This window comes from Variovorax sp. KBS0712 (assembly GCF_006323185.2).
Lineage (GTDB): Bacteria > Pseudomonadota > Gammaproteobacteria > Burkholderiales > Burkholderiaceae_C > Variovorax > Variovorax boronicumulans.
Map to the genome: position 1 here is coordinate 1,150,830 of NZ_VCCD02000002.1, position 18,140 is coordinate 1,168,969.

Consider the following 18,140-nt stretch of genomic DNA (forward strand, 5'->3'; position numbering starts at 1 on the left):
AATCCCGGGCGATGGCCGCAGAGCGCCAACAGCGAAAGGTAACATCGACCTTCAGGCCTTGTTTCCGGGAGATCCATTGACATCGAGAGCCACAGTCCCTTCCCGCGATGGGCGAGAAGCGAGGCCCCGCAAGCTCACCGTCGCAGCTGCGAAGGCCACGCGCACAGTTGCCGCCGCGGAGCCGCCGGAAGACCGTCGGCGCTCGCCCGGACGCACCCGCAGCGACACATCCCGCACCGCCATCCTGCGCAGCACCTTGAAACTGCTAGAAGGCAACACGCTTCAGCAGGTGTCGATCGAAGCGATTGCGCGCGAGGCGGGCGTCGGCAAGGCGACGATCTATCGCTGGTGGACGTCGAAGGCTTCCGTCGTAATCGACGCCTTCATGCAGTACCACGTGGCGCACACGCCCATGCCCAAGAAAATCTCGGCACATGAGGCACTCAATCGGCACTTGCACTCCCTGATCGAAGAGTATGGCGGCCGCTCGGGCCGTCTGGTGGCGCAAATTCTGGCCGAGGGTCAGGGCGACCCGACGGTGCTGCGGGAGTTCCGAGAACGTTTCTTCTACGGCCGGCAGGCCGTGGTGCGAGAAGTCATCGAGCAGGCGTGCCGTACGGGTGAGTTCCGGGCCGACCTGGACGCGGAAACGGCCATGGACATGCTTTATTCGCCCATCTACTTCCGCCTGCTCATTGACCACCTGCCGCTGGACAAGGCCTTCGCCGATGCACATGCGGCCACCATGCTGAACTTGTTGAGCACGCCTACCGCCGAGGTCGTCGGCAAGGGCGCCGTAAAGGCAGCATCCGGTCCGCCTGGAAAAAACACCCAGCCCGAAGCAGGTGCCGCGGCTAAGCGGTATCGGCGTGGCTGACCTAAGTATTCGCCGGGTCCAGCCGGGTGTCACCCTGACCGGCACGGACCTGCTCCACCAAAGCCTGCACCATGCAACGCAGTTCCAGCGCGGAACGCGCCGCGCCGTAGACATACCGGTCCGGCCGCACCACGGCGGCCACGGCGCCGCATCCATTGAGCCAGGCCGCTAGTAGCCCATCGCGCTCCTCGACGACAGCCAGCCCCTCTTCCTCGCACGTACCGGGTGCGGCAATGCGCAACCGGCACCCATCCAGGGCCTGCCAACGCGCATCGAGTTCGTCGCTCCAGGCCGGCCCCTCCTGCGCATCCCCCCCGCCGTTCAGCAAGAGGATCGCCCACCTCGACCCCAGCACGTCGTCAAGGCGCTGCCATGCGCCGCCGCCTTGGCGCACCCAGGGCTGCACGAATAGAGCCCCGGCGCCTGGCGCCGGCGCGCCCGCGGCGTCGCGGGCGATCAGGCCGGCCTCCAGCCCGGGAATGAAGCGCTGGCGCACCGTCTCGGCACGGCCTGACGCAAGTTCCTGCACCATACGCACATCGCGTTCACGCGCCGCTTCGGGATTCAGCTCGCCGATGATCAACCCGAAGGTCTTGGCATGCTCGACCACCGTGCGCACATGGCGCTTGCGTTCGTCGGTGTAACTGTCCAGCAGGTGGTCGGCGGCTTGCCCGCGCATCACCGCGTCCAGCTTCCAGGCGAGGTTGAAGGCATCGCGCACACCCGCACACAGGCCCTGCCCCAGGAAGGGCGGCATCTGGTGCGCTGCATCGCCGGCCAGAAACACACGTCCCTGCCGCCACTGCTCGACCACCAGCGCGTGGAAGCGGTAGACCGCCGTGCGGCAGTGCTCGAGGCCGTTCGTGTCCACGAACTCACTCAGCACGCGCCAGACCGCATCGTGGTCCTGAAAGGTCTGAGGCGTCTCCTGCGGCAGCATCTTGATCTCCCAACGCCGCAGCGCGCCGGGGCCCACCATGTAGGTGCCGGGACGCGAGGGCCGGCAGTACTGCACCGCGCGCGACGGCAGGTCCAGCGGGCCGCGCAGCCAGGCATCGACGATCAGCCACCACTCGTCAAAAGCCAAGTCCTCGACTATCGGCTGCATCTGCTTGCGCACGGTGCTGCTCGCACCATCAGCGGCAACGAGATAGCGCGCCTTTAATGTGAAGGCTGCCTCATCGGCCAAGCGCTGCACGCGAGCCTCGACACCCTGAGCGTCCTGCGCAACATGCGTCACGCGGTGCGCCAGCAGCGTGCGAACCTGGCCGACACGCTCCACCGCTCGGCGCAGCGCGGCTTCCAGCTCGGGCTGCAGGAACATGAAGTTGGGCATCCAGCCCAGCGGGTCTGGCGGCGGCGCCGGATAGAAGCGCTTGATGATCTGGCCGTCCATGCCCAGATAGTCGGTGCCTGGATGGGGAATGGCCTGCGCTGCAACTTCGTCGGCGATGCCGAGCTCCTGGAAGATGCGCAGCACCTCTTGGTCGGCAGTGATCGCGCGCGGCTTGTCGTAGATCGCCGCCGCCTGCTCGACCACCACGACGCGCCAGCCGCGCTTTGCCAGCAAGGCCGCCATCGTCGCGCCGCTGGGACCGTAGCCGGCCACCAGCACATCCGCGTCGAAGGCCTGGTTCTCGTTGCTCGTCGCCTTGCTCATCTCAATCCGCCTTGATGCCACGTGACCTGATCATCGGATCCCAACGGGCCTGTTCGGCGTGTACATGAGCCTGCAGTGTGGGGCCGTCGCTGGGCGTTACTTCCATGCCTAGTTCTTCGAGCTTGCTGCGCACCGGCGCCTGCGACAACGCGGTGCCCAGTTCGCGCGACAGGCGCTGCAACGAGCCTGCTGGCGTCTTCTTCGGCACCACCAGCCCCTGCCAGGCGTAGACACCTTCGCTCACCAGTCCCAGTTCTGCGAGCGTGGGCACCTCCGGCAACTGCGGAAGCCGGCGCTCGGACGTGACCGCCAGCGCCTGCAGCTTCTGGCTGCGCACATAGGGCAGCGACAGTGACGGCGCAAGCACCGCCACCGGCACCATGCCGCCCAACAGGTCTTGCAGCGCAGGCGCATCGCCGCGGTAGGGCACGTGCACCGCGCTCAGTCCGGCCCGGGACAACAGCAGTTCCATCGCCAGGTGGTGCGGTGTGCCGACCCCTGCGGAGGCGTAGCTGGCTTGTCCGCGCCGCGCCGCGGCAGTGAACTGCCCCAGCGCACCGATGCCGCTGTTTGGGTGCGTGGCGATCACCAGGGGAAAGCGCGCCATCAGCCCCACAGGCGCGAAGTCGCGCAGCGGTTCGTAGCGCACCTGCGGATACAACACCCGATTAAAGACCATGATCGCGACGTCGCCTGTTAGCAGGGTGTGGCCGTCCGACGCCGAAGCCGCCACGTGCTCGGCCGCCAGCGTGCCGCCCGCGCCGGTCTTGTTCTCGACATAGACGGTCTGCCCCATCTGCGCCGACAGCTGCGCGCCGACGGTGCGCGCAAGCACATCGGTGCCGCCACCCGCGGGAAAGCCCACGACCCAGCGCAAGGGCTTTTGCGGGTAGTCCTCGGACTTGGCCCAAGTGGCGGGCGTTGCCATGGCTAGGCCCAGGCCCAGGTTGAATTGCCGACGCCGCAAGGGGGGCCGTGGTGAAACGTTCATGCTCATGTCTGCTCCGAGTGGATGCAGCCCCGCCGGTGCGCGACTGCCTCTGGGTGCTATGGGATGGGATTCAGTTCGTCCGTTCGTAGCCGCTCTGCCCGCCAAACAAGCTGGCGCGCTGCGACCAGTCGCGCGTCTCGTTCCACAACGCCAGGACCTGGGCCGCTTCTTTCTCGAACACGCGGTAGCGCGACGGATCGCAAGTGCGTGCGGTCAGCTCCAGCCGGTGACCCGAAGGGTCGAAGAAATAGATCGACGTGATGAAATCATCGTGGTTGGTCGGGCCCACGACCTCCAGCCCTTTGGCCTCCAAGGCTTTCTTCGCCGCCAGCACCGTGTCGGTACCGTCCACCTCGAATGCAAAGTGCTGCACCCATGACGGCGTCGCGAGGTCGCGGCCTGAGGGCTCACCCGCGTCGCGCGGGCACTCGAAGAAGGCGATGTTGCTGCCGTCCTCCATCTCGAAGAAGATGTGGATGTGTGGGCTGTACTTACCTGTGGAGGGTACGTGGTCCTCGCCCATGGCATGCGAAAACTTCAGGCCCAGCACCTCAGTGTAGAACCTGACGGTTTCAGCGGCGTCCTTGCAGCGGTAGGCCGCGTGATGGAGCTTCTTGCAGAGCATGGTGTGATCTCCTGAAGGGTGCACAAGGGGAACGGTGAGCAGGTCATTCCTGCCAGATCGGCGTGAAGAAGGGAGCCGGTGCGAGGATTCGCGATTCCTGGCTGACCAGCATCGGAAGCATCTCGCGGACGTAGGCCTTGAAGCCCTCGTCGGCCAGCAGCACGGCGCGGCGCTGTTCGCGCTCAACGAGATCGGTGTAAGCCCACAAGTGCACCACCTGATTGAGGACGCCGATCTCACTGCGGTAGTAGCCCACCATCCGGCCGAGGATGCGGCGCTGGATGGCAAGCGCCTCGGCTTCGTAAAGGCTCAGATACGCGTTTATCTGACCCGGATGCAGCGTGTACGTGCGTTGTTCGACAAGCATGGCGACCTCGTTGCGGGATCAAGCGGGTTCGATGCATTGGTCGATCGCACCGAAGATGCTGCGGCCTTGGCCATCCAGAATTTCGATACGCACCGCATCGCCAAAGCCCAGCCAAGGTGTGTTGGCCTTGCCGGTGGCCAGCTCCTCGTCGGCGCGCGCCTCGGCGATGCAGGCGTAGCCGGTTTCTGCATCCTGGTTGGAGACGGCACCAGCGCCGATGATCGTGCCGGCCGCCAGGGAGCGTGTGCGCGCCGCGTGCGCAATCAGGCGCGGATAGCTGAAGAACATGTCGCGCCCGGCGTTGGCGCGGCCCATGGGACGGCCGTTGACGAAAGACAGGATCGGCAAGCTCAGCTTGTCGCCGTCCCAGGCACTACCCAGTTCATCGGGCGTCACCGCCACCGGTGAGAAGGCGCTCGTCGGCTTGGCCTGCAGAAAGCCGAAGCCCTTGGGCAGCTCGGTGCGCGTCAGGGTGCGCAGGGTGTAGTCGTTGAGCAGCATCACCAGTTGGATGTGCGAGGCCGCCTGCGCCTCGCTCACGCCCATGGGCACGTCGTCCACCACCACCGCCACCTCGGCTTCGTAGTCCAGGCCAAGGGCCGGATCGGGCACACGCATGGGATCGCGCGGACCGTCAAAGCGGTCCGACAGCCCCTGGTACATCAGCGGATCGGTCTTGTAGTTGGGCGGCATGTCGGCCCCGCGTGCCTTGCGCGCCTTTTTCATGTGGTGCAGGTAGACCGAGCCGTCCAGGAACTGGTAGGCGCGCGGCAGCGGGCTAGCGGCCTGCACCGGGTCGAAATCGAAGGCATCAGCACGTTGCCCAGCCTCCAGCGCCCGAGCCACTTCGGCCAGCCGCGGCGCGACCTCGCGCCAGCGCTCCAGCGCCTGCTGCAACGTGGGAGCGATCTCCGGCACGCGCACGGCATGCGCCAGCGCGCAGTCCACGACGACCAGGGCACCGTCGCGGCTGTCGTTCTTGATGCTTGCAAGTTTCATGAATTTCCTAGGTTGAGGCGGTTGCTCATGGCCGAGAATTCTGTAAGCAGCCCTTCATTCGTTCCCCTACTTTTCCGTTCAATGGAATCCTCTTTGACGCTCGAACATGCCGGCCCGCTCAAGCGCGCCATGGCGCTGCTGCGCGCGCTGGCCACCGCCGGGCCGCGCGGACTGCCGCTGTCGCGCCTGGCATCGGCGTCGGGTTTGGCACCGTCCACCGTGCACCGGTTGCTGAGCCAGTTGGTGGAGGAAGGGGCTGCGCGCCAGATCGAAGCCACTCGCTGTTATGCGCTCGGGCCGGTGGTATTCGAGCTGGGCCTTGCGGCGGCGCAGCAGTTCGACATGCGCGCGGCCTGCAGGCCAGCGGTGGAGCGGCTGGCGCTGGAGGCCGGCGACACGGTCTACGTCGTGATTCGCAGCGGCGATGAGGCGGTGTGCATCGAGCGCCACGAAGGCCCCTCGCCGATCCGCGTGCTGACGCTGCAGATCGGCAGCCGGCGCCCGCTGGGGCTGGGTGCAGGCGGTCTGGCGATCCTGGCCGCACTGCCTGACGAGGAGCGCCATGCGATCCTGGACAAGGTGGCCGGACGCATCGCCGTCGACTATGACTTTCCCGAAAAGGCGCTGCGCGAGTCCATGGCCGCAGCACGGCGGCAGGGCTACGCGCTCATCCGCAACCGCATCACGCCCGGCGTCACGGCCATCGGCATGCCCTTTCGCAACACGCTGGGGCGCGTGGTGGGCACGGTGAGCATCGCAGCCATCAACGCGCGCATGACACCCGCGCGCGTGGCCCTGCTACGCCCGCAGATCGAGCAGGCCATCCGAGGCATCGAGGTCGCGCTCGCGCGTGGCTGAGGCGGGCGGACACCGAGCCGACCCGCGCTACCGAAGCGCGCCACTGAAGCACGCGAACCAGGCACATCGCTGACGCGCGCCCGAAACGCGCGGCTGAACAGGCACGGCCAGACCCCTGCGCAGCGTTGCTTTCGCCCTTGCGCAAGCCGACATCTGCACCACTCGCACCACGGTGCAAACCCTCACATCAAAACGATACGCATCGTATAGATTAAAGGTATGGACGCGCTTGACCCGTTGCACCAGCAGCCAGACGGGCGAGCGAACCCAATTCAGAAGAACCTACAGGAGACTTCATGAGCCACATACATCGGATCGTGATCATTGGCGGCGGCATCGCAGGGATGACGCTGGCGCACGGCCTGGCCCGCGCAGGCCACGCGGTGCGCGTCATCGAGGCCGGCCAACGCACGGAGCAGCTCGGCACTGGCATCATGCTGCTGGGCAACACCCTGCGCGCGCTGGACCAGGTAGGGCTGGCGCAGGATTGCATTGCGCGCGGCTTCGCGTGGGACTCCATCACCAATCGGGACGCCACGGGTCGCACGCTGCACCAGCAAAACGCCGGGCGCGTCTACCGCTCCGACGCACCTGCCGCCATCGGCATCATGCGTCCGGTGCTGGCGAAGGTGCTGACCGAGCACGCCGAAGCCAACGGCGCGCAGCTGGACTTCGGCACCACGGTGGAGGACTTCGAGTCTGACGCCGACGGCGTGAGCTACCGACTGTCCACCGGCGAAACTGGACGCTGCGACTTGCTCGTAGGCGCCGACGGGGTCTATTCCAAGGTGCGCACGCGCGCCTTCGGTAGCCAGTACCAGCCCAAGTTTGCCGGCCAGGGCGTGTGGCGCTACACGGTCGAGCGACCAGCCGGACTGGAAGGCATGGTGTTCTGGCATGGCGAAGGGCACCAGACCGTTGGAACGCTGCCGCTGTCCGAAGAGCTGTGCTATTTCTTCTCACTGGAGAACTCGGCGCAGCACGTGCGCTTTCCGACCGAGCGACTGGGCGAGCTTCTGCGCGAGCGCCTGGCGCCCTTCACGGCACCGGAGATCGCGGAAGTGGCCGCGCGCATTGATGGCACGCGCCACGTCAGCTTCCGGCCGCTCGACATCCTGCTCATGCCCCAGCCCTGGTATCGCGGCCGCGTGGCCCTGGTGGGCGACGCCGCGCATGCCATGACGCCGCAGATGACTTCCGGTGGCGGCATGGCCATCGAGGACGCAGTCGCACTGGCGCAAGAGCTCAGCCAGCATGCCTGCGTGCCTGAAGCGCTGGCCGCCTACTGCGAGCGGCGTGCGCCCAGAGTCAAGCGCCTCTACGAGATCTCGCTGGAGATCTGCGTGAACGAGCAGGCGGGCGGCGACGGCGGACGCGGCATGGAACTGCTCATGGAAGGTCACGCCCTGCTCGCTCAACCGTTTTAAGGACATCTCCGCATCATGACCGCCCCCGTATTCATCTCGAGCAGTGCCGCCCAGCAAGTCTTTCGCTGGAAGGATGCGATCGAAGCGCTTCAGGCGGCCTATGCACGCCCCAATGACGCCGCTGCAACCCCCGCGCGCAGCATTGCCGCCTCCGACAAAGCTTGGCTGCGAACACTGCCGGCCGCGCCAGCGGGCGGCCGCTACTACGGTGCCAAGCTCATGGGCGCTGCCGCAGGCGTGGTGTCGCCGAGTGTCGAGTACGTCATCGTGCTGTTCGATCGGCACACCAGTCGCATCGCAGCCTTCATCGACGGCAACCTCGTCACCGGCTTGCGCACCGCCGCCACATCGGCCGCGGCATTGGACCGGTTGGCGCCTCCGGGTCCGGCCCGTCTGGCGGTGCTCGGCAGCGGCCTGGAGGCGTCGATGCATACGCGTGCGTTCGCCAGCATTCGCCCACTCACCGAAGTTGTGGTCTTCAGCCCCACACCGGAACGCCGTGTCGCCTTCGCGGAGGCGGTGACACGCGATCTTGGCGTAGCCGCACGCGCCGCAGCTACTCCGCAGGAAGCCGTGGAAGGCGCCGAACTCGTGCTGGCGGCAGCACGTTCGCGCGGCGAACAGCCAATTCTGCACGGCGACTGGCTCGCGCCCGGCGCCGCCGTGGTGTCGATTGGCTCAACCGTGCCTCAGCAGCGCGAGCTCGACGCATCGGTGATCGCGCGCAGCGACTTCATCGTCTGCGACATGCTGGAAGAGGTGCTGCACGACACCGGCGACATGATCGCTGCCCGCGCGGCAGGCATCGAGGCCCATGACAAAGCCATCAGCCTGTCAGCACTTCTCAGCGATGCGGCAGCGGATCGCGCTCGCGCCTCACGCGCGCCCCTCTTCAAGTCGGTAGGGAGTGGCTTCCAGGACATCGTCATCGCCGAACTGATTCTGGAGAAAGCCTTGCAGGCCGGGCTGGCGGTCCCACTGCCAATCGAATTCGAATCCAAAGCCATCTGAAGGAAACAAGGAGCACACCATGGCCAGATACCACCGAAGCGAAGCCCGAGAATGGGCACGCGAACATCTCGTTGGCGTTGCCAACGTGACGATCCCGACGATGACGTCGGACTTCACGTGCCTGAACGAGAAAGCCATACGTCACGACGTGAACCTCACCATCGAGCACGGCTTCGTCGGATCGCTTGCCGTCTCCGAAGTGCCGCTGTCGTTTGAGGAGCACGATCAGTTTCAACAGTTGATGGTGGACGAAGCCAAGGGTCGTCTGATCGTGGTCCACCACGCCGTGTTCAACACGCTGGAAGACAACATCGCTGCAGTCAAGCGCGCCGAAGCCAACGGCGCCGAACTCGTGTTGCTCGGGTACCCCCCCCACTTCTATCCGAAGTCCTACGAAGAGGTGTACCAGTACAGCAAGGCCATGTGCGACGCCACCAACCTGGCCGTCATGCTGTTCCCGGTTCCCATCTGGGGCTTCAGCCGACTTCACCCCGCCGACATCCCTGTTCCAGTGCTGCGCCGCCTGGTGGATGACTGCCCCAACGTGGCGGCAATCAAGACCGAAGGCGGCATGCCCTACATCATGTCGGCCATTGAATGCCACCGCGAGTTCCACAAGGAGGTGGTGATCTCATCGCCGCTCGAGTACGAGTACATCCCGCTGGCTCAGGTGATGGACATCCCGTTCTGCGGCACCAACTACAGCGCCTTCTTCGGCCCCTGGATTCCTCGCGCGCACAAGCTGATCCGCGAAGGCAAGTTTAACGAGGCGACCGAGATCTTCTACAAGCTCGATCCAATGCGCAAGGCCGTGGCCACCGTAGGGTTTGGTGGACATGCACTGTCGAACCGGCTGATGTGGAAGTACCAGAGCTGGCTGCAAGGCTACAACGGCGGCCCGATCCGCCACCCGACCGCGCGGGTACACGGACGCGACATGGCCATGCTGCGCAACGCCACGCAAGCAGCCGGGCTGAACCCTACGACCGACCCGGACGAAGCGTTCTTCGTCGGCCGCAACCCGGTCTGAAGAAGAACCCGCCATGAATGACATCACAGTAATGCCTCTGACAGACCCCAGCCTGCTGCGCCAGGCCATGCTGATCGACGGCGAATGGGTGCAGGCCGATAGCGAACAGACGTTGGAGGTGCGAAACCCCGCCACGGGCGAACTCGTAGCACGTGTGCCCAACGGCGGCGCGGCTGAAACGCGTCGCGCCATCGCGGCGGCGGAACGCGCCATGCAGAGCTGGCGCAAGACGCTGCCCAAGGAGCGCTCCAAAGTCCTGCGGACGCTGTACGACCTGATGCTTGCGAACATCGACGACCTCGCAGTCATCATGACCGCCGAGCAGGGCAAGCCTCTGGTCGAAGCGCGCGGCGAGATCCTCTACGCCGCCGGCTTCATAGAGTGGTTCGCTGAAGAGGCCAAGCGTGTCTATGGCGACATCATTCCCCAGAATGTGGATGGCCGCCGGATCCTCGTGCAGAAGGCACCCATCGGGGTATTTGCCGCGATCACGCCCTGGAACTTTCCCTCTGCCATGATCACCCGCAAAGCCGGACCGGCTTGGGCGGTGGGTTGCGCTGGCGTGATCAAGCCCGCCAGCCAAACACCGTTGTCGGCGCTGGCGCTGGCTGTGCTTGCCGAGCGTGCCGGCCTGCCCAAGGGCGTATGCAACGTCGTCACCGGCTCCGCCCGCGCGATCGGCGGTGAACTCACTGCCAGCCCGGTAGTGCGCAAGCTGTCGTTCACGGGCTCCACCGAGGTGGGCGCGCAACTGCTCGCGCAATGCGCGCCGACGATCAAGAAGACCAGCATGGAGCTGGGCGGCAACGCACCGTTCATCGTCTTCGACGATGCCGACGTCGATGCCGCCGTGAGGGGCGCGCTGGCGGCCAAGTACCGAAACACGGGCCAGGCTTGCGTCGCCGCCAACCGGCTGCTGGTGCAGTCGGGCATCTACGACACCTTCGCCAAGAAGCTAGCCAAAGCCACTGCGGAAATGAAGATCGGCAACGGCATGCACGAGGGCGTGGTGCTGGGACCGCTCATCAACGAGGACGCCGTGCAGAAGGTGGAAGAGCACATCGCCGATGCGGTGTCCAAGGGCGCACGCGTCATCACAGGTGGACAGCGGCACGCGCTGGGCGGCTCCTTCTTCGAGGCGACTGTACTGGCAGACGTGCCACGCGATGCACTGATTTTCAGTGACGAGACCTTCGGCCCGGTGGCGCCGCTGTTCCGCTTCGAGACAGAGGAAGAGGCCATCGCAATGGCTAACGACACACCGTTCGGCCTTGCGTCGTATGTGTACGCGCGCGACATCGGTCGAATCTTCCGAGTCATCGAAGGGCTGGAGTTCGGCATGGTCGGCGTCAATGAGGGAATGATCTCCACGGAGGTGGCGCCCTTCGGCGGCGTCAAGACCTCGGGCCTGGGGCGCGAGGGCTCCAAGTACGGCATGGACGACTACCTCGAGATCAAGTACGTGGCGCTGGGCGGCCTCTGAGCCTGAGCCATCTGCCGCCCACACATCTAAGGAGACATCCCATGAAGATCGTAGGCCTAGACACGCTTGTCTTTGGCGTGGACAACGTCACCGCCTGCCGCCAGTACTTGCTCGACTACGGGCTGCACGAGGCCGGCGACGGACGCTTCGAAGCGCTGGACGGGACTGCGGTGGTGATTGCCGCCGCCGACGACCCCGCGCTGCCGCCTGCCAGGGTTCCAAACTGCGCGTTGCGCAAGACCGTCATGGGCGTGCGTGACCCAGCCGAGCTGGAGGCGATTGCCGCCGAACTCGCAAAGGACCGGGAGGTGCGCCGCCTGCCCGACGGCTCCATCGAATCGGTGGACGACGACGGCTTCCTGCTGGGCTTCCAGTTGACGGTGCGCCGGCCCGTCACACTCGCAGCCGAAGTGATCAACGCGACAGGCTCGCCGTTCCAGCGGCCCGCCAATCAGCTTGGCGTGGATGCGGCAATGCCATTGCCGGTGCGGCCACGCACGCTGTCGCACGTGGTGTATTTCGTGCCCGATCCCGCCCGCTCCGAAGCCTTCTATGCACGGCTGGGGTTCAGGGTCGTCGACCGCTTCGTAGGCATGGGGCCTTTTTTGCAGCCGGCAGGCACGCTGGACCACCACACGCACTTCTTCATCACCGCACCGGAGCATGTGAAGGGAGTGGAGCATTTCACCTTCCACTTCGGCGGGCCGACCGAGGTGCTGCTCAACGGCAAGCACTTCGTCGAGAAGGGCTACCAGTCCTTCTGGGGTCCGGGCCGCCATCAGATGGGTAGCAACTGGTTCTGGTACTTCAAGAGCCCCTTCGGTTGCAACATGGAGATGGACGCCGACATGGACCTGCACGACGCGAGCTGGCAGGCGCGCGAATGGCCGATAGCTGCCGACCGCTCACAGGTCTTCCTGTTCGCCTACCGCGAGGCTTGGGCGCCCGGCCCCGACGCGCCACCGACGGATGGCAGCCATGCCTGAAGCATCTCTCCCAGTGCGGCTTTGCGCGTTGGCCGAGCTGCGCGACGGACATGCGCGCGGCTTCGACCCGGCTGGCAGTGGTCAAGACAGCGTATTCGCCGTTCAATCTGGCGGACAGGTGCGCGTGTGGGCCGACCGCTGCCCGCATCTGGGCACGCCGCTGCCCTGGCGCCGGCATGCCTACCTGAACGCCGCGGGCGAGCACATCGTCTGCGCCGCCCATGGCGCCCTGTTCGACCTCGACAGTGGCTTGTGTGTACACGGGCCCTGCCGGGGTGTGCACCTGGAGGCCGTGCCTTTCCGCATCGGCCGCCACGGCGACCTGATGCTGATCGATCCTGCCCAGTTACCGCAGCCGACCTGAGCCCAGCCGCTCGCACCTGCCTCCCCCATCGTCCCAACGCCCCATCGGGAGCCTTCAGCCATGCGATCCCTCCTCTCCCGCGCCCTGGCCACAGCCATGCTGTTGTCATGCAGCGCCGCCTTTGCCTTTGCGCAGCGGCCCATCACGCTGGTCGTTCCCTTTCCCGCCGGCGGCGCCACCGACGTGATCGGGCGCCTGATGGCTCAGGGCCTGGCCACCCGCCTGAAGCAAAGCGTCGTGGTGGACAACCGCGCCGGCGCGGGCGGCACCATCGGTGCGGCCTTCGTGGCCCGCGCCGCACCGGATGGCTACACCCTGCTGATCAGCTCCAACACCACCTTCACCGTCAACCCAGCCCTACGCACGAGCCTTCCATACGACCCCGTGCGCAGCTTCGAGGGTATCGGCTTGATTGGCAGCTCGCCGATGGTGATCCTGGCCCATGCAGGCCTGCCGGCGCGCAACGTCCCGGAGTTGGTGACGCTGGCACGCGAAAAGCCCGGTCAGCTCAGCTACGGCTCCTTCGGCTCCGGAACGGTCTCGCACCTGGCGGGCGAGATGTTCAAGCTGCGCGCCGGCATCGAGCTGCAGCACGTGCCCTACAAGGGCAGCGCGCCAGCCATGACCGAGCTGATTGGCGGCCACATCCCGCTGATGGTGGACACGCCCATCGCGACGCTGCCCCAACTTGCGGGCGGCAAGGTTCGACCGCTGGCCGTCACCGGTGCGCGCCGGGCGGAATCGCTGCCCCAGGTGCCCACCCTGGCCGAGTCCGGCTATCCCGGTTTCGAGTTCGTGACCTGGATGGCCATCGTGGCGCCCCGCGGGTTGCCCGACACGGCGCGCCGCGCGCTGGGCCAGGCCCTGGCCGGCACGCTGGCCGACCCCGCCGTGCGAGCCGAACTGCGGCGCAGCGGCATCGACGTGCAGTCCGAACCCGGCAGCGCCTACGAGACGCGGGTGGCGCGCGAGTTGCCGCTGCTGCGCGCTTCTGTTCACAAGGCAGGCCTTCAGGTGGACTGAGCCCGGTCTCACCCCGCCCCGCCCCTCGAAAGATCTGGAGACCACGAACATGACCCCCAAGACCCGCACTGCTAGCGCCTTGACGCGCCGCTCCTTCGTCTGCCTGACGGCGGCTACGGCTGCATCTGCGTTCGCACCGGCGTACGCCCAGGGCACGGAGGCTTACCCCACGCGCCCGATCCGGCTGGTGGTGCCGGTGCCGGCGGGTGGGCCGGTCGATCGGCCCGCGCGCGTGCTCGCTGAAAGGCTGCAGGCCCGCCTGGGCCAGAGCGTGGTAGTGGACAACCGACCCGGCGCCTCCGGCATGCTGGCCACTTCGCAAGTGCTGCATGCGCCGCCCGACGGCTACACGCTTCTGCTTTCCACGCTGGCCGGCCAGATCACCGCCCCGCTGCTGATGGACAAGCCGTCCTACGACGGTGCGCGCGACTTCGTGCCCATCGGCGGCTTCGGGCGCTTCAATGCCGTGCTGCTCGTCAACGACAAGGTGCCGGTGCGCAACCTGCAGGAACTCATTGCCTATGGGAAGCAGCACCCGGGCAAGCTGAACTACGGCACGCCCGGCATCGGCACCATTCCGCACCTGCAAACCGAACTGCTGAAGATGCGCACCGGCCTGGACGCGGTGCACGTGCCCTACAAGGGCGGCGCCGCCATGGTGCAGGCCCTGGTGGCCGATGAGGTGCAGGTTCTATTTGGCGAAGTGTTCACGGCGCTGCCTTTCGTGCGCTCGGGCCGCCTGCGTCCCCTGGGCGTGGTCACGGCCCGGCGTGTGGCCGTGATGCCGGACGTACCCACCCTAAGCGAGCAGAACGTGCGCGACCTCTCGCTGAGCGGTTCGTGGATGGGCCTCTCCGGCCCGCGCGGGCTGCCGGGTGCCGTCACGCAGCGTCTGGTCCAGGCGCTGGCCGAAGCCGCGCAGGACCCGGAGATCAAGCACTACTTCGCCAACAGCGGCGGCGAAGCCATCTATTCCAGTCCCGACGCTTTCAAGGCCTTGTGGGCTACGGACCAGAAGACCTGGGGCGAGGTGATCAAGGCCAACAACATCCGGCTGGATTGACCGCCCGCCGAGCGTAGGACGGGCCTCGCGACGTTCGAGGTCCCCACTGCGCGCTCAGAGTCCCCCGCTCACGAAAGGCCCCTCATGTTCGAACCCTTTCCCGGCAACTACGTCTGGAACCTGTCCATCAATCTGGCGCTTCTCGCGGGCGGCAACCACGGCGAGCTGGACGCGGTCTGCCGCCCAGTGCGTGAGGCCGCTCTGCGTGGCGAGGAGGCCGACACCGCCTTGCTGTTCGACGCCTGGCTGGGCGTCGCCCGCCAGGTCATCGCCATGGCCCAGCGCGACCTTGCACGCAACCGACGCCTGTCGGCGGGCATCAAGTTCCAGCGCGCGGCGTTGTACCTGCTGGGCGCCGAGCGCATGCAAAGCGCCGGCCACGCGCCGCGCTGGCGCGCCTACCAGGACGGCCTGAAGTACTTTCGCGTAGCGCTCGCGCTGCAGGGCCACGACACGGAGTTCGTGGACATCCCCTACGAAGGACGGCATTTCACAGCCTTGTTCGTGGGCGCCGCGCCGGGCGCGGACGGCCGAGCCGCACCCTGCGTGGTCTGCTGCAACGGCCTGGACTCGATGAAGGAACAGGCCTACGGCATCGGCTTCGCACAGTCCTTCCGGCAACGGGGCGTGTCGACCTTGATCGTCGACCAACCCGGCTCCGGCGAGGCCTTGCGCAGTTTCGGCCTTCCGGGCCGGCACGACGCAGAGGCCTGGGCCACGCCGGCCTGCGACTACCTGCTCACGCGCGCCGACGTCGATCACGCACGCATCGGCATGTTCGGCGGATCGCTGGGCGGCTACTTCGCGCCGCGCGCGGCCGCCATGGAGCCGCGCTTCAAGCTGTGCGCCGTGCTGGGCGCCAACACCAACTGGGGTGAAGTGCAGCGTCGGCGCCTGGCGCGCGAAGGCGACCGCCCGGTGCCGCATTACTGGGAGCACGTGATGTGGGTCTTCGGCAAGCGCTCGCTGGAAGAGTTCATGGCCTGGGCGCCCTGCATGGACCTGAGCGGCGTGCTCGCCGACCTCCGCGTGCCCTTCCTGGTCACGCACCCCGGCGGCGACCGGCAGATCCCCCTGGCCTATGCACAACAAGCCTATGACCTCGCTGTCAACAGCCCCAAGCGGGAGCTGTTCATCACCACCCGCGAGCACATGGAAGTCGAGCACTTCGGCGCCGACAACGGCACCGTCGCGCGCGACTACATCGCGGACTGGCTGAGCGAGACCTTCCAAGACATGTGAGCGCATTCAGGCGCCGATGACCCCCCCAAGAAAAAGGAGACAGAACCCATGCAAGACACCCAACCCCCGGGCCTCGAAGGCCAGCAGCGCGACGGCATCCCGGGCCGCATCGCACTAGTGGCCGGCCACTGCGCCGGACTGATGGACATCGTGTCCCTGCCCGTCTGGGTGGGCATGGTGCTGATCGGCCAGTTGGGCCTGCAGCCCCAGCTCGCCGGCGCCTTGGCCACCCTGTTCCTGGCCGCCGTGGTGCTCAGCAGCCTGTGCTTCGCACCCCGACTCAACCGCCTGCGGCGCGAGCGCATCACGCCGACGGCCTACGCGCTGGCCGGCCTGTGCTTCGCGGGCATGATGTTCAGCCGCGACTACGCCGCCCTCGCGGGGCTGCACGCGGTGGCCGGCCTGGCTGTGGGCTGCGGGCTGTCCATGACGCACGGCACCATGGGCGCCAGCACCAACCCGCATCGCCTGGCCGCCATCGCCTTCACCGCGCTAGCGGTGCTGGCCATCGCCTTCTTCGGTGTGCTACCGCCGCTGGTGCAGCGCCTGGGCGCGAACGCCTTCTTCGCCACCATGGCCGGCGTCATGGGCGTGGCCGCGCTGTGCACGCTGATCGCCTTTCCGGCGCACTGGAAGCTGGCACCGCCGTCGCAGGCCGGTGTGCGCCTGCCTTCGCAGGTGTGGTTCGGCATGGCCGGCGTGAGCCTGATGACGCTGAACCACGCGATGGTCTTCGGCTTCATCGAGCGCATCGGCGGCTGGCATGGCTACACGGCGGCGCAGATCGGCCTGGTGCTGGTCGTGAGCGGCATCGCGAATCTCTTTCCCTCCGCCCTCGCCGGTCTGCTGGACCGGCGCTGGTCTGCAACAGCGGTGGTCTGCATCGGCCCGCTGGTACAGGCCGCCGCCGGCCTACTGGTCACGCAGGGCAACAGCTTTTCCATGTACGTGATCTCGGCCTCCCTGCTGATCAGCGTGCTGGCCTTCACCCACATCTTCGCCTTTGGCCTGCTGGCACGGCAGGACCCGACCGGCCGCGTGGTTGCCTCCAGCCCGGTGATGATCATGACCGGCTCCGCCGGCGGGCCGCTGCTGGGCGGGGTGCTGGCGCAGCATCTGGGCTACGGCAGCCTGGGTTGGGCGGCGCTGGCCATCGGGCTGCTGGCGGCGGTCAGTTTCCGCCTGGGTGCGCGCGACAAGTCCTCCGCGACCCCGGTACACGCGACAGCAACCACCCAAGGCCGAGCGCATGGCTGATGGCATGCAAGTGATGTGGTTCGTGCAACCGGCCGTGGCGGCGGTGGCGCCGGCGCTGGGCCTGGTGGCGGCGGATGCGGTGCAGGGCACGCGCAACCCTTCGTCCGACGCTCAGTTCGAAGCGCTGTGCGCGGGCCGCACCGACATGGTGGTCACGGCCATGGACAACGTGATGGACTGGAACCTTCGGCCCGGCCCGCAGGACTTCTGCATCGTGGCCCAGGTCGAGCGGACCACGCCGCTGCAACTGATCGCCCGCGCCGGCTTGCACACGCTCGAGGAACTCAGGGGCGCGACCGTGCTGGTAGACGCGCCCGCGAACGGCTTCGTGGTCGCCCTGCGCACACTGCTGGCCGACGCGACGCTACATGCCGTCGATTACACACTGCGTCCCGCCGGCGGCGTGCAGGAGCGCTGGGACGCGCTGCTCGCCGGCCGCGGCGACTGCACGCTGCTGGGCCCGCCCTTCGACGCCGTGGCGCTGCGTGCGGGCTTCGCTGCGCTCGCCTGCGTGCAGCAGAGCTACCCGGCCTTTCCCGGGCAGGGCCTAGTGCTGCGCAAAGCCGCCCTCGATGCCCTGCGCCCTCGCCTGGTGCCCTGGCTGCGTGGGCTGCAGGCGGCCAGTGACCGCATGAGTTCCGGGAACCCGGCCGTGTTTCAGGCCCTGGTGGATGCCGGCTATCCCCCCGGCGCAGTGGCGGCCCAGATCGCCCTGCGACCGCCCAGCCTCGTGCCGGATCGCGAGGGCGTCGAGCTTCTGATCGATCAGCGGCGCCGTCTCGGGCTTGAGGGTGCGGTAGCCGGCTACGCGAACCTTGTCGACCTTTCAATGCTGGACGCGCTCGCGGCCCAGGCGCTGCCCGGCGTGCCCTGATGG

18 protein-coding genes are annotated in these 18,140 nt (G+C 67.0%); 13 read left to right on the top strand and 5 right to left on the bottom strand.

Features of this window, described 5'->3' with window-relative positions:
• The first annotated feature begins 244 nt into the window (after window positions 1-244).
• Window positions 245-877 carry a TetR/AcrR family transcriptional regulator gene (locus FFI97_RS22255; RefSeq protein WP_260685155.1) on the top strand — a complete coding sequence of 211 codons (633 nt, stop codon included), beginning with the start codon at window positions 245-247 and terminating at the stop codon, window positions 875-877.
• A gap of 1 nt (window position 878) precedes the next feature.
• Here the strand turns inward: FFI97_RS22255 and FFI97_RS22260 are convergent, their stop codons facing one another.
• The 5 genes from FFI97_RS22260 to FFI97_RS22280 all read right to left on the bottom strand — a co-directional run bounded on the left by FFI97_RS22260 (window position 879) and on the right by FFI97_RS22280 (window position 5,519).
• Entirely contained in the window at window positions 879-2,537 is a 1,659-nt protein-coding gene (locus tag FFI97_RS22260; RefSeq protein ID WP_139701282.1) for a bifunctional 3-(3-hydroxy-phenyl)propionate/3-hydroxycinnamic acid hydroxylase, read from the bottom strand.
• A gap of 1 nt (window position 2,538) precedes the next feature.
• Entirely contained in the window at window positions 2,539-3,534 is a 996-nt protein-coding gene (locus tag FFI97_RS22265; RefSeq protein ID WP_139701281.1) for a Bug family tripartite tricarboxylate transporter substrate binding protein, read from the bottom strand.
• 64 nt (window positions 3,535-3,598) lie between these two features.
• On the bottom strand, window positions 3,599-4,153 hold the full coding sequence (locus FFI97_RS22270) for a VOC family protein (RefSeq protein WP_139701280.1): 555 nt from the start codon (window positions 4,151-4,153) through the stop codon (window positions 3,599-3,601).
• 43 nt (window positions 4,154-4,196) lie between these two features.
• Entirely contained in the window at window positions 4,197-4,520 is a 324-nt protein-coding gene (locus FFI97_RS22275) for an NIPSNAP family protein (RefSeq protein ID WP_139701279.1), read from the bottom strand.
• An 18-nt stretch (window positions 4,521-4,538) separates the two neighbouring features.
• Window positions 4,539-5,519, bottom strand: coding sequence for a fumarylacetoacetate hydrolase family protein (locus tag FFI97_RS22280; RefSeq protein ID WP_139701278.1), 981 nt, complete (start codon window positions 5,517-5,519; stop codon window positions 4,539-4,541).
• Between the two features lie 81 nt (window positions 5,520-5,600).
• Here FFI97_RS22280 and FFI97_RS22285 point away from each other — a divergent pair, with 81 nt between their 5' ends.
• From FFI97_RS22285 to FFI97_RS22340, 12 genes are all read left to right on the top strand, one after another.
• The gene (locus tag FFI97_RS22285) at window positions 5,601-6,377 is read left to right on the top strand and encodes an IclR family transcriptional regulator (protein ID WP_185993679.1); all 777 of its coding nucleotides are present in this window, start codon (window positions 5,601-5,603) and stop codon (window positions 6,375-6,377) included.
• 296 nt (window positions 6,378-6,673) lie between these two features.
• Window positions 6,674-7,804, top strand: a complete 1,131-nt coding sequence (locus tag FFI97_RS22290) for an FAD-dependent monooxygenase (RefSeq protein WP_139701276.1) — start codon at window positions 6,674-6,676, stop codon at window positions 7,802-7,804.
• A gap of 15 nt (window positions 7,805-7,819) precedes the next feature.
• The gene (locus FFI97_RS22295) at window positions 7,820-8,815 is read left to right on the top strand and encodes an ornithine cyclodeaminase family protein (RefSeq protein ID WP_139701275.1); all 996 of its coding nucleotides are present in this window, start codon (window positions 7,820-7,822) and stop codon (window positions 8,813-8,815) included.
• Between the two features lie 19 nt (window positions 8,816-8,834).
• Entirely contained in the window at window positions 8,835-9,845 is a 1,011-nt protein-coding gene (locus FFI97_RS22300) for a dihydrodipicolinate synthase family protein (RefSeq protein WP_139701274.1), read from the top strand.
• A 13-nt stretch (window positions 9,846-9,858) separates the two neighbouring features.
• Entirely contained in the window at window positions 9,859-11,328 is a 1,470-nt protein-coding gene (locus FFI97_RS22305; protein ID WP_139701273.1) for an NAD-dependent succinate-semialdehyde dehydrogenase, read from the top strand.
• A gap of 41 nt (window positions 11,329-11,369) precedes the next feature.
• Window positions 11,370-12,314, top strand: coding sequence for a VOC family protein (locus FFI97_RS22310; RefSeq protein WP_139701272.1), 945 nt, complete (start codon window positions 11,370-11,372; stop codon window positions 12,312-12,314).
• The gene (locus FFI97_RS22315; RefSeq protein ID WP_185993680.1) at window positions 12,307-12,678 is read left to right on the top strand and encodes a Rieske (2Fe-2S) protein; all 372 of its coding nucleotides are present in this window, start codon (window positions 12,307-12,309) and stop codon (window positions 12,676-12,678) included. Before FFI97_RS22310 ends, FFI97_RS22315 begins: the two co-directional genes overlap by 8 nt.
• A 60-nt stretch (window positions 12,679-12,738) precedes the next feature.
• Complete coding sequence (locus tag FFI97_RS22320; protein WP_260685107.1) at window positions 12,739-13,701, top strand: tripartite tricarboxylate transporter substrate binding protein; 963 nt, start codon at window positions 12,739-12,741, stop codon at window positions 13,699-13,701.
• Window positions 13,702-13,750: 49 nt separating this feature from the next.
• Window positions 13,751-14,764, top strand: a complete 1,014-nt coding sequence (locus tag FFI97_RS22325) for a Bug family tripartite tricarboxylate transporter substrate binding protein (protein ID WP_139701271.1) — start codon at window positions 13,751-13,753, stop codon at window positions 14,762-14,764.
• An 84-nt stretch (window positions 14,765-14,848) separates the two neighbouring features.
• Complete coding sequence (locus FFI97_RS22330; RefSeq protein WP_139701270.1) at window positions 14,849-16,006, top strand: alpha/beta hydrolase; 1,158 nt, start codon at window positions 14,849-14,851, stop codon at window positions 16,004-16,006.
• Window positions 16,007-16,054: 48 nt separating this feature from the next.
• Window positions 16,055-17,263 carry an MFS transporter gene (locus FFI97_RS22335; RefSeq protein WP_139701269.1) on the top strand — a complete coding sequence of 403 codons (1,209 nt, stop codon included), beginning with the start codon at window positions 16,055-16,057 and terminating at the stop codon, window positions 17,261-17,263.
• Window positions 17,256-18,137, top strand: coding sequence for an ABC transporter substrate-binding protein (locus FFI97_RS22340; protein ID WP_139701268.1), 882 nt, complete (start codon window positions 17,256-17,258; stop codon window positions 18,135-18,137). Before FFI97_RS22335 ends, FFI97_RS22340 begins: the two co-directional genes overlap by 8 nt.
• Window positions 18,138-18,140: the final 3 nt, after the last annotated feature.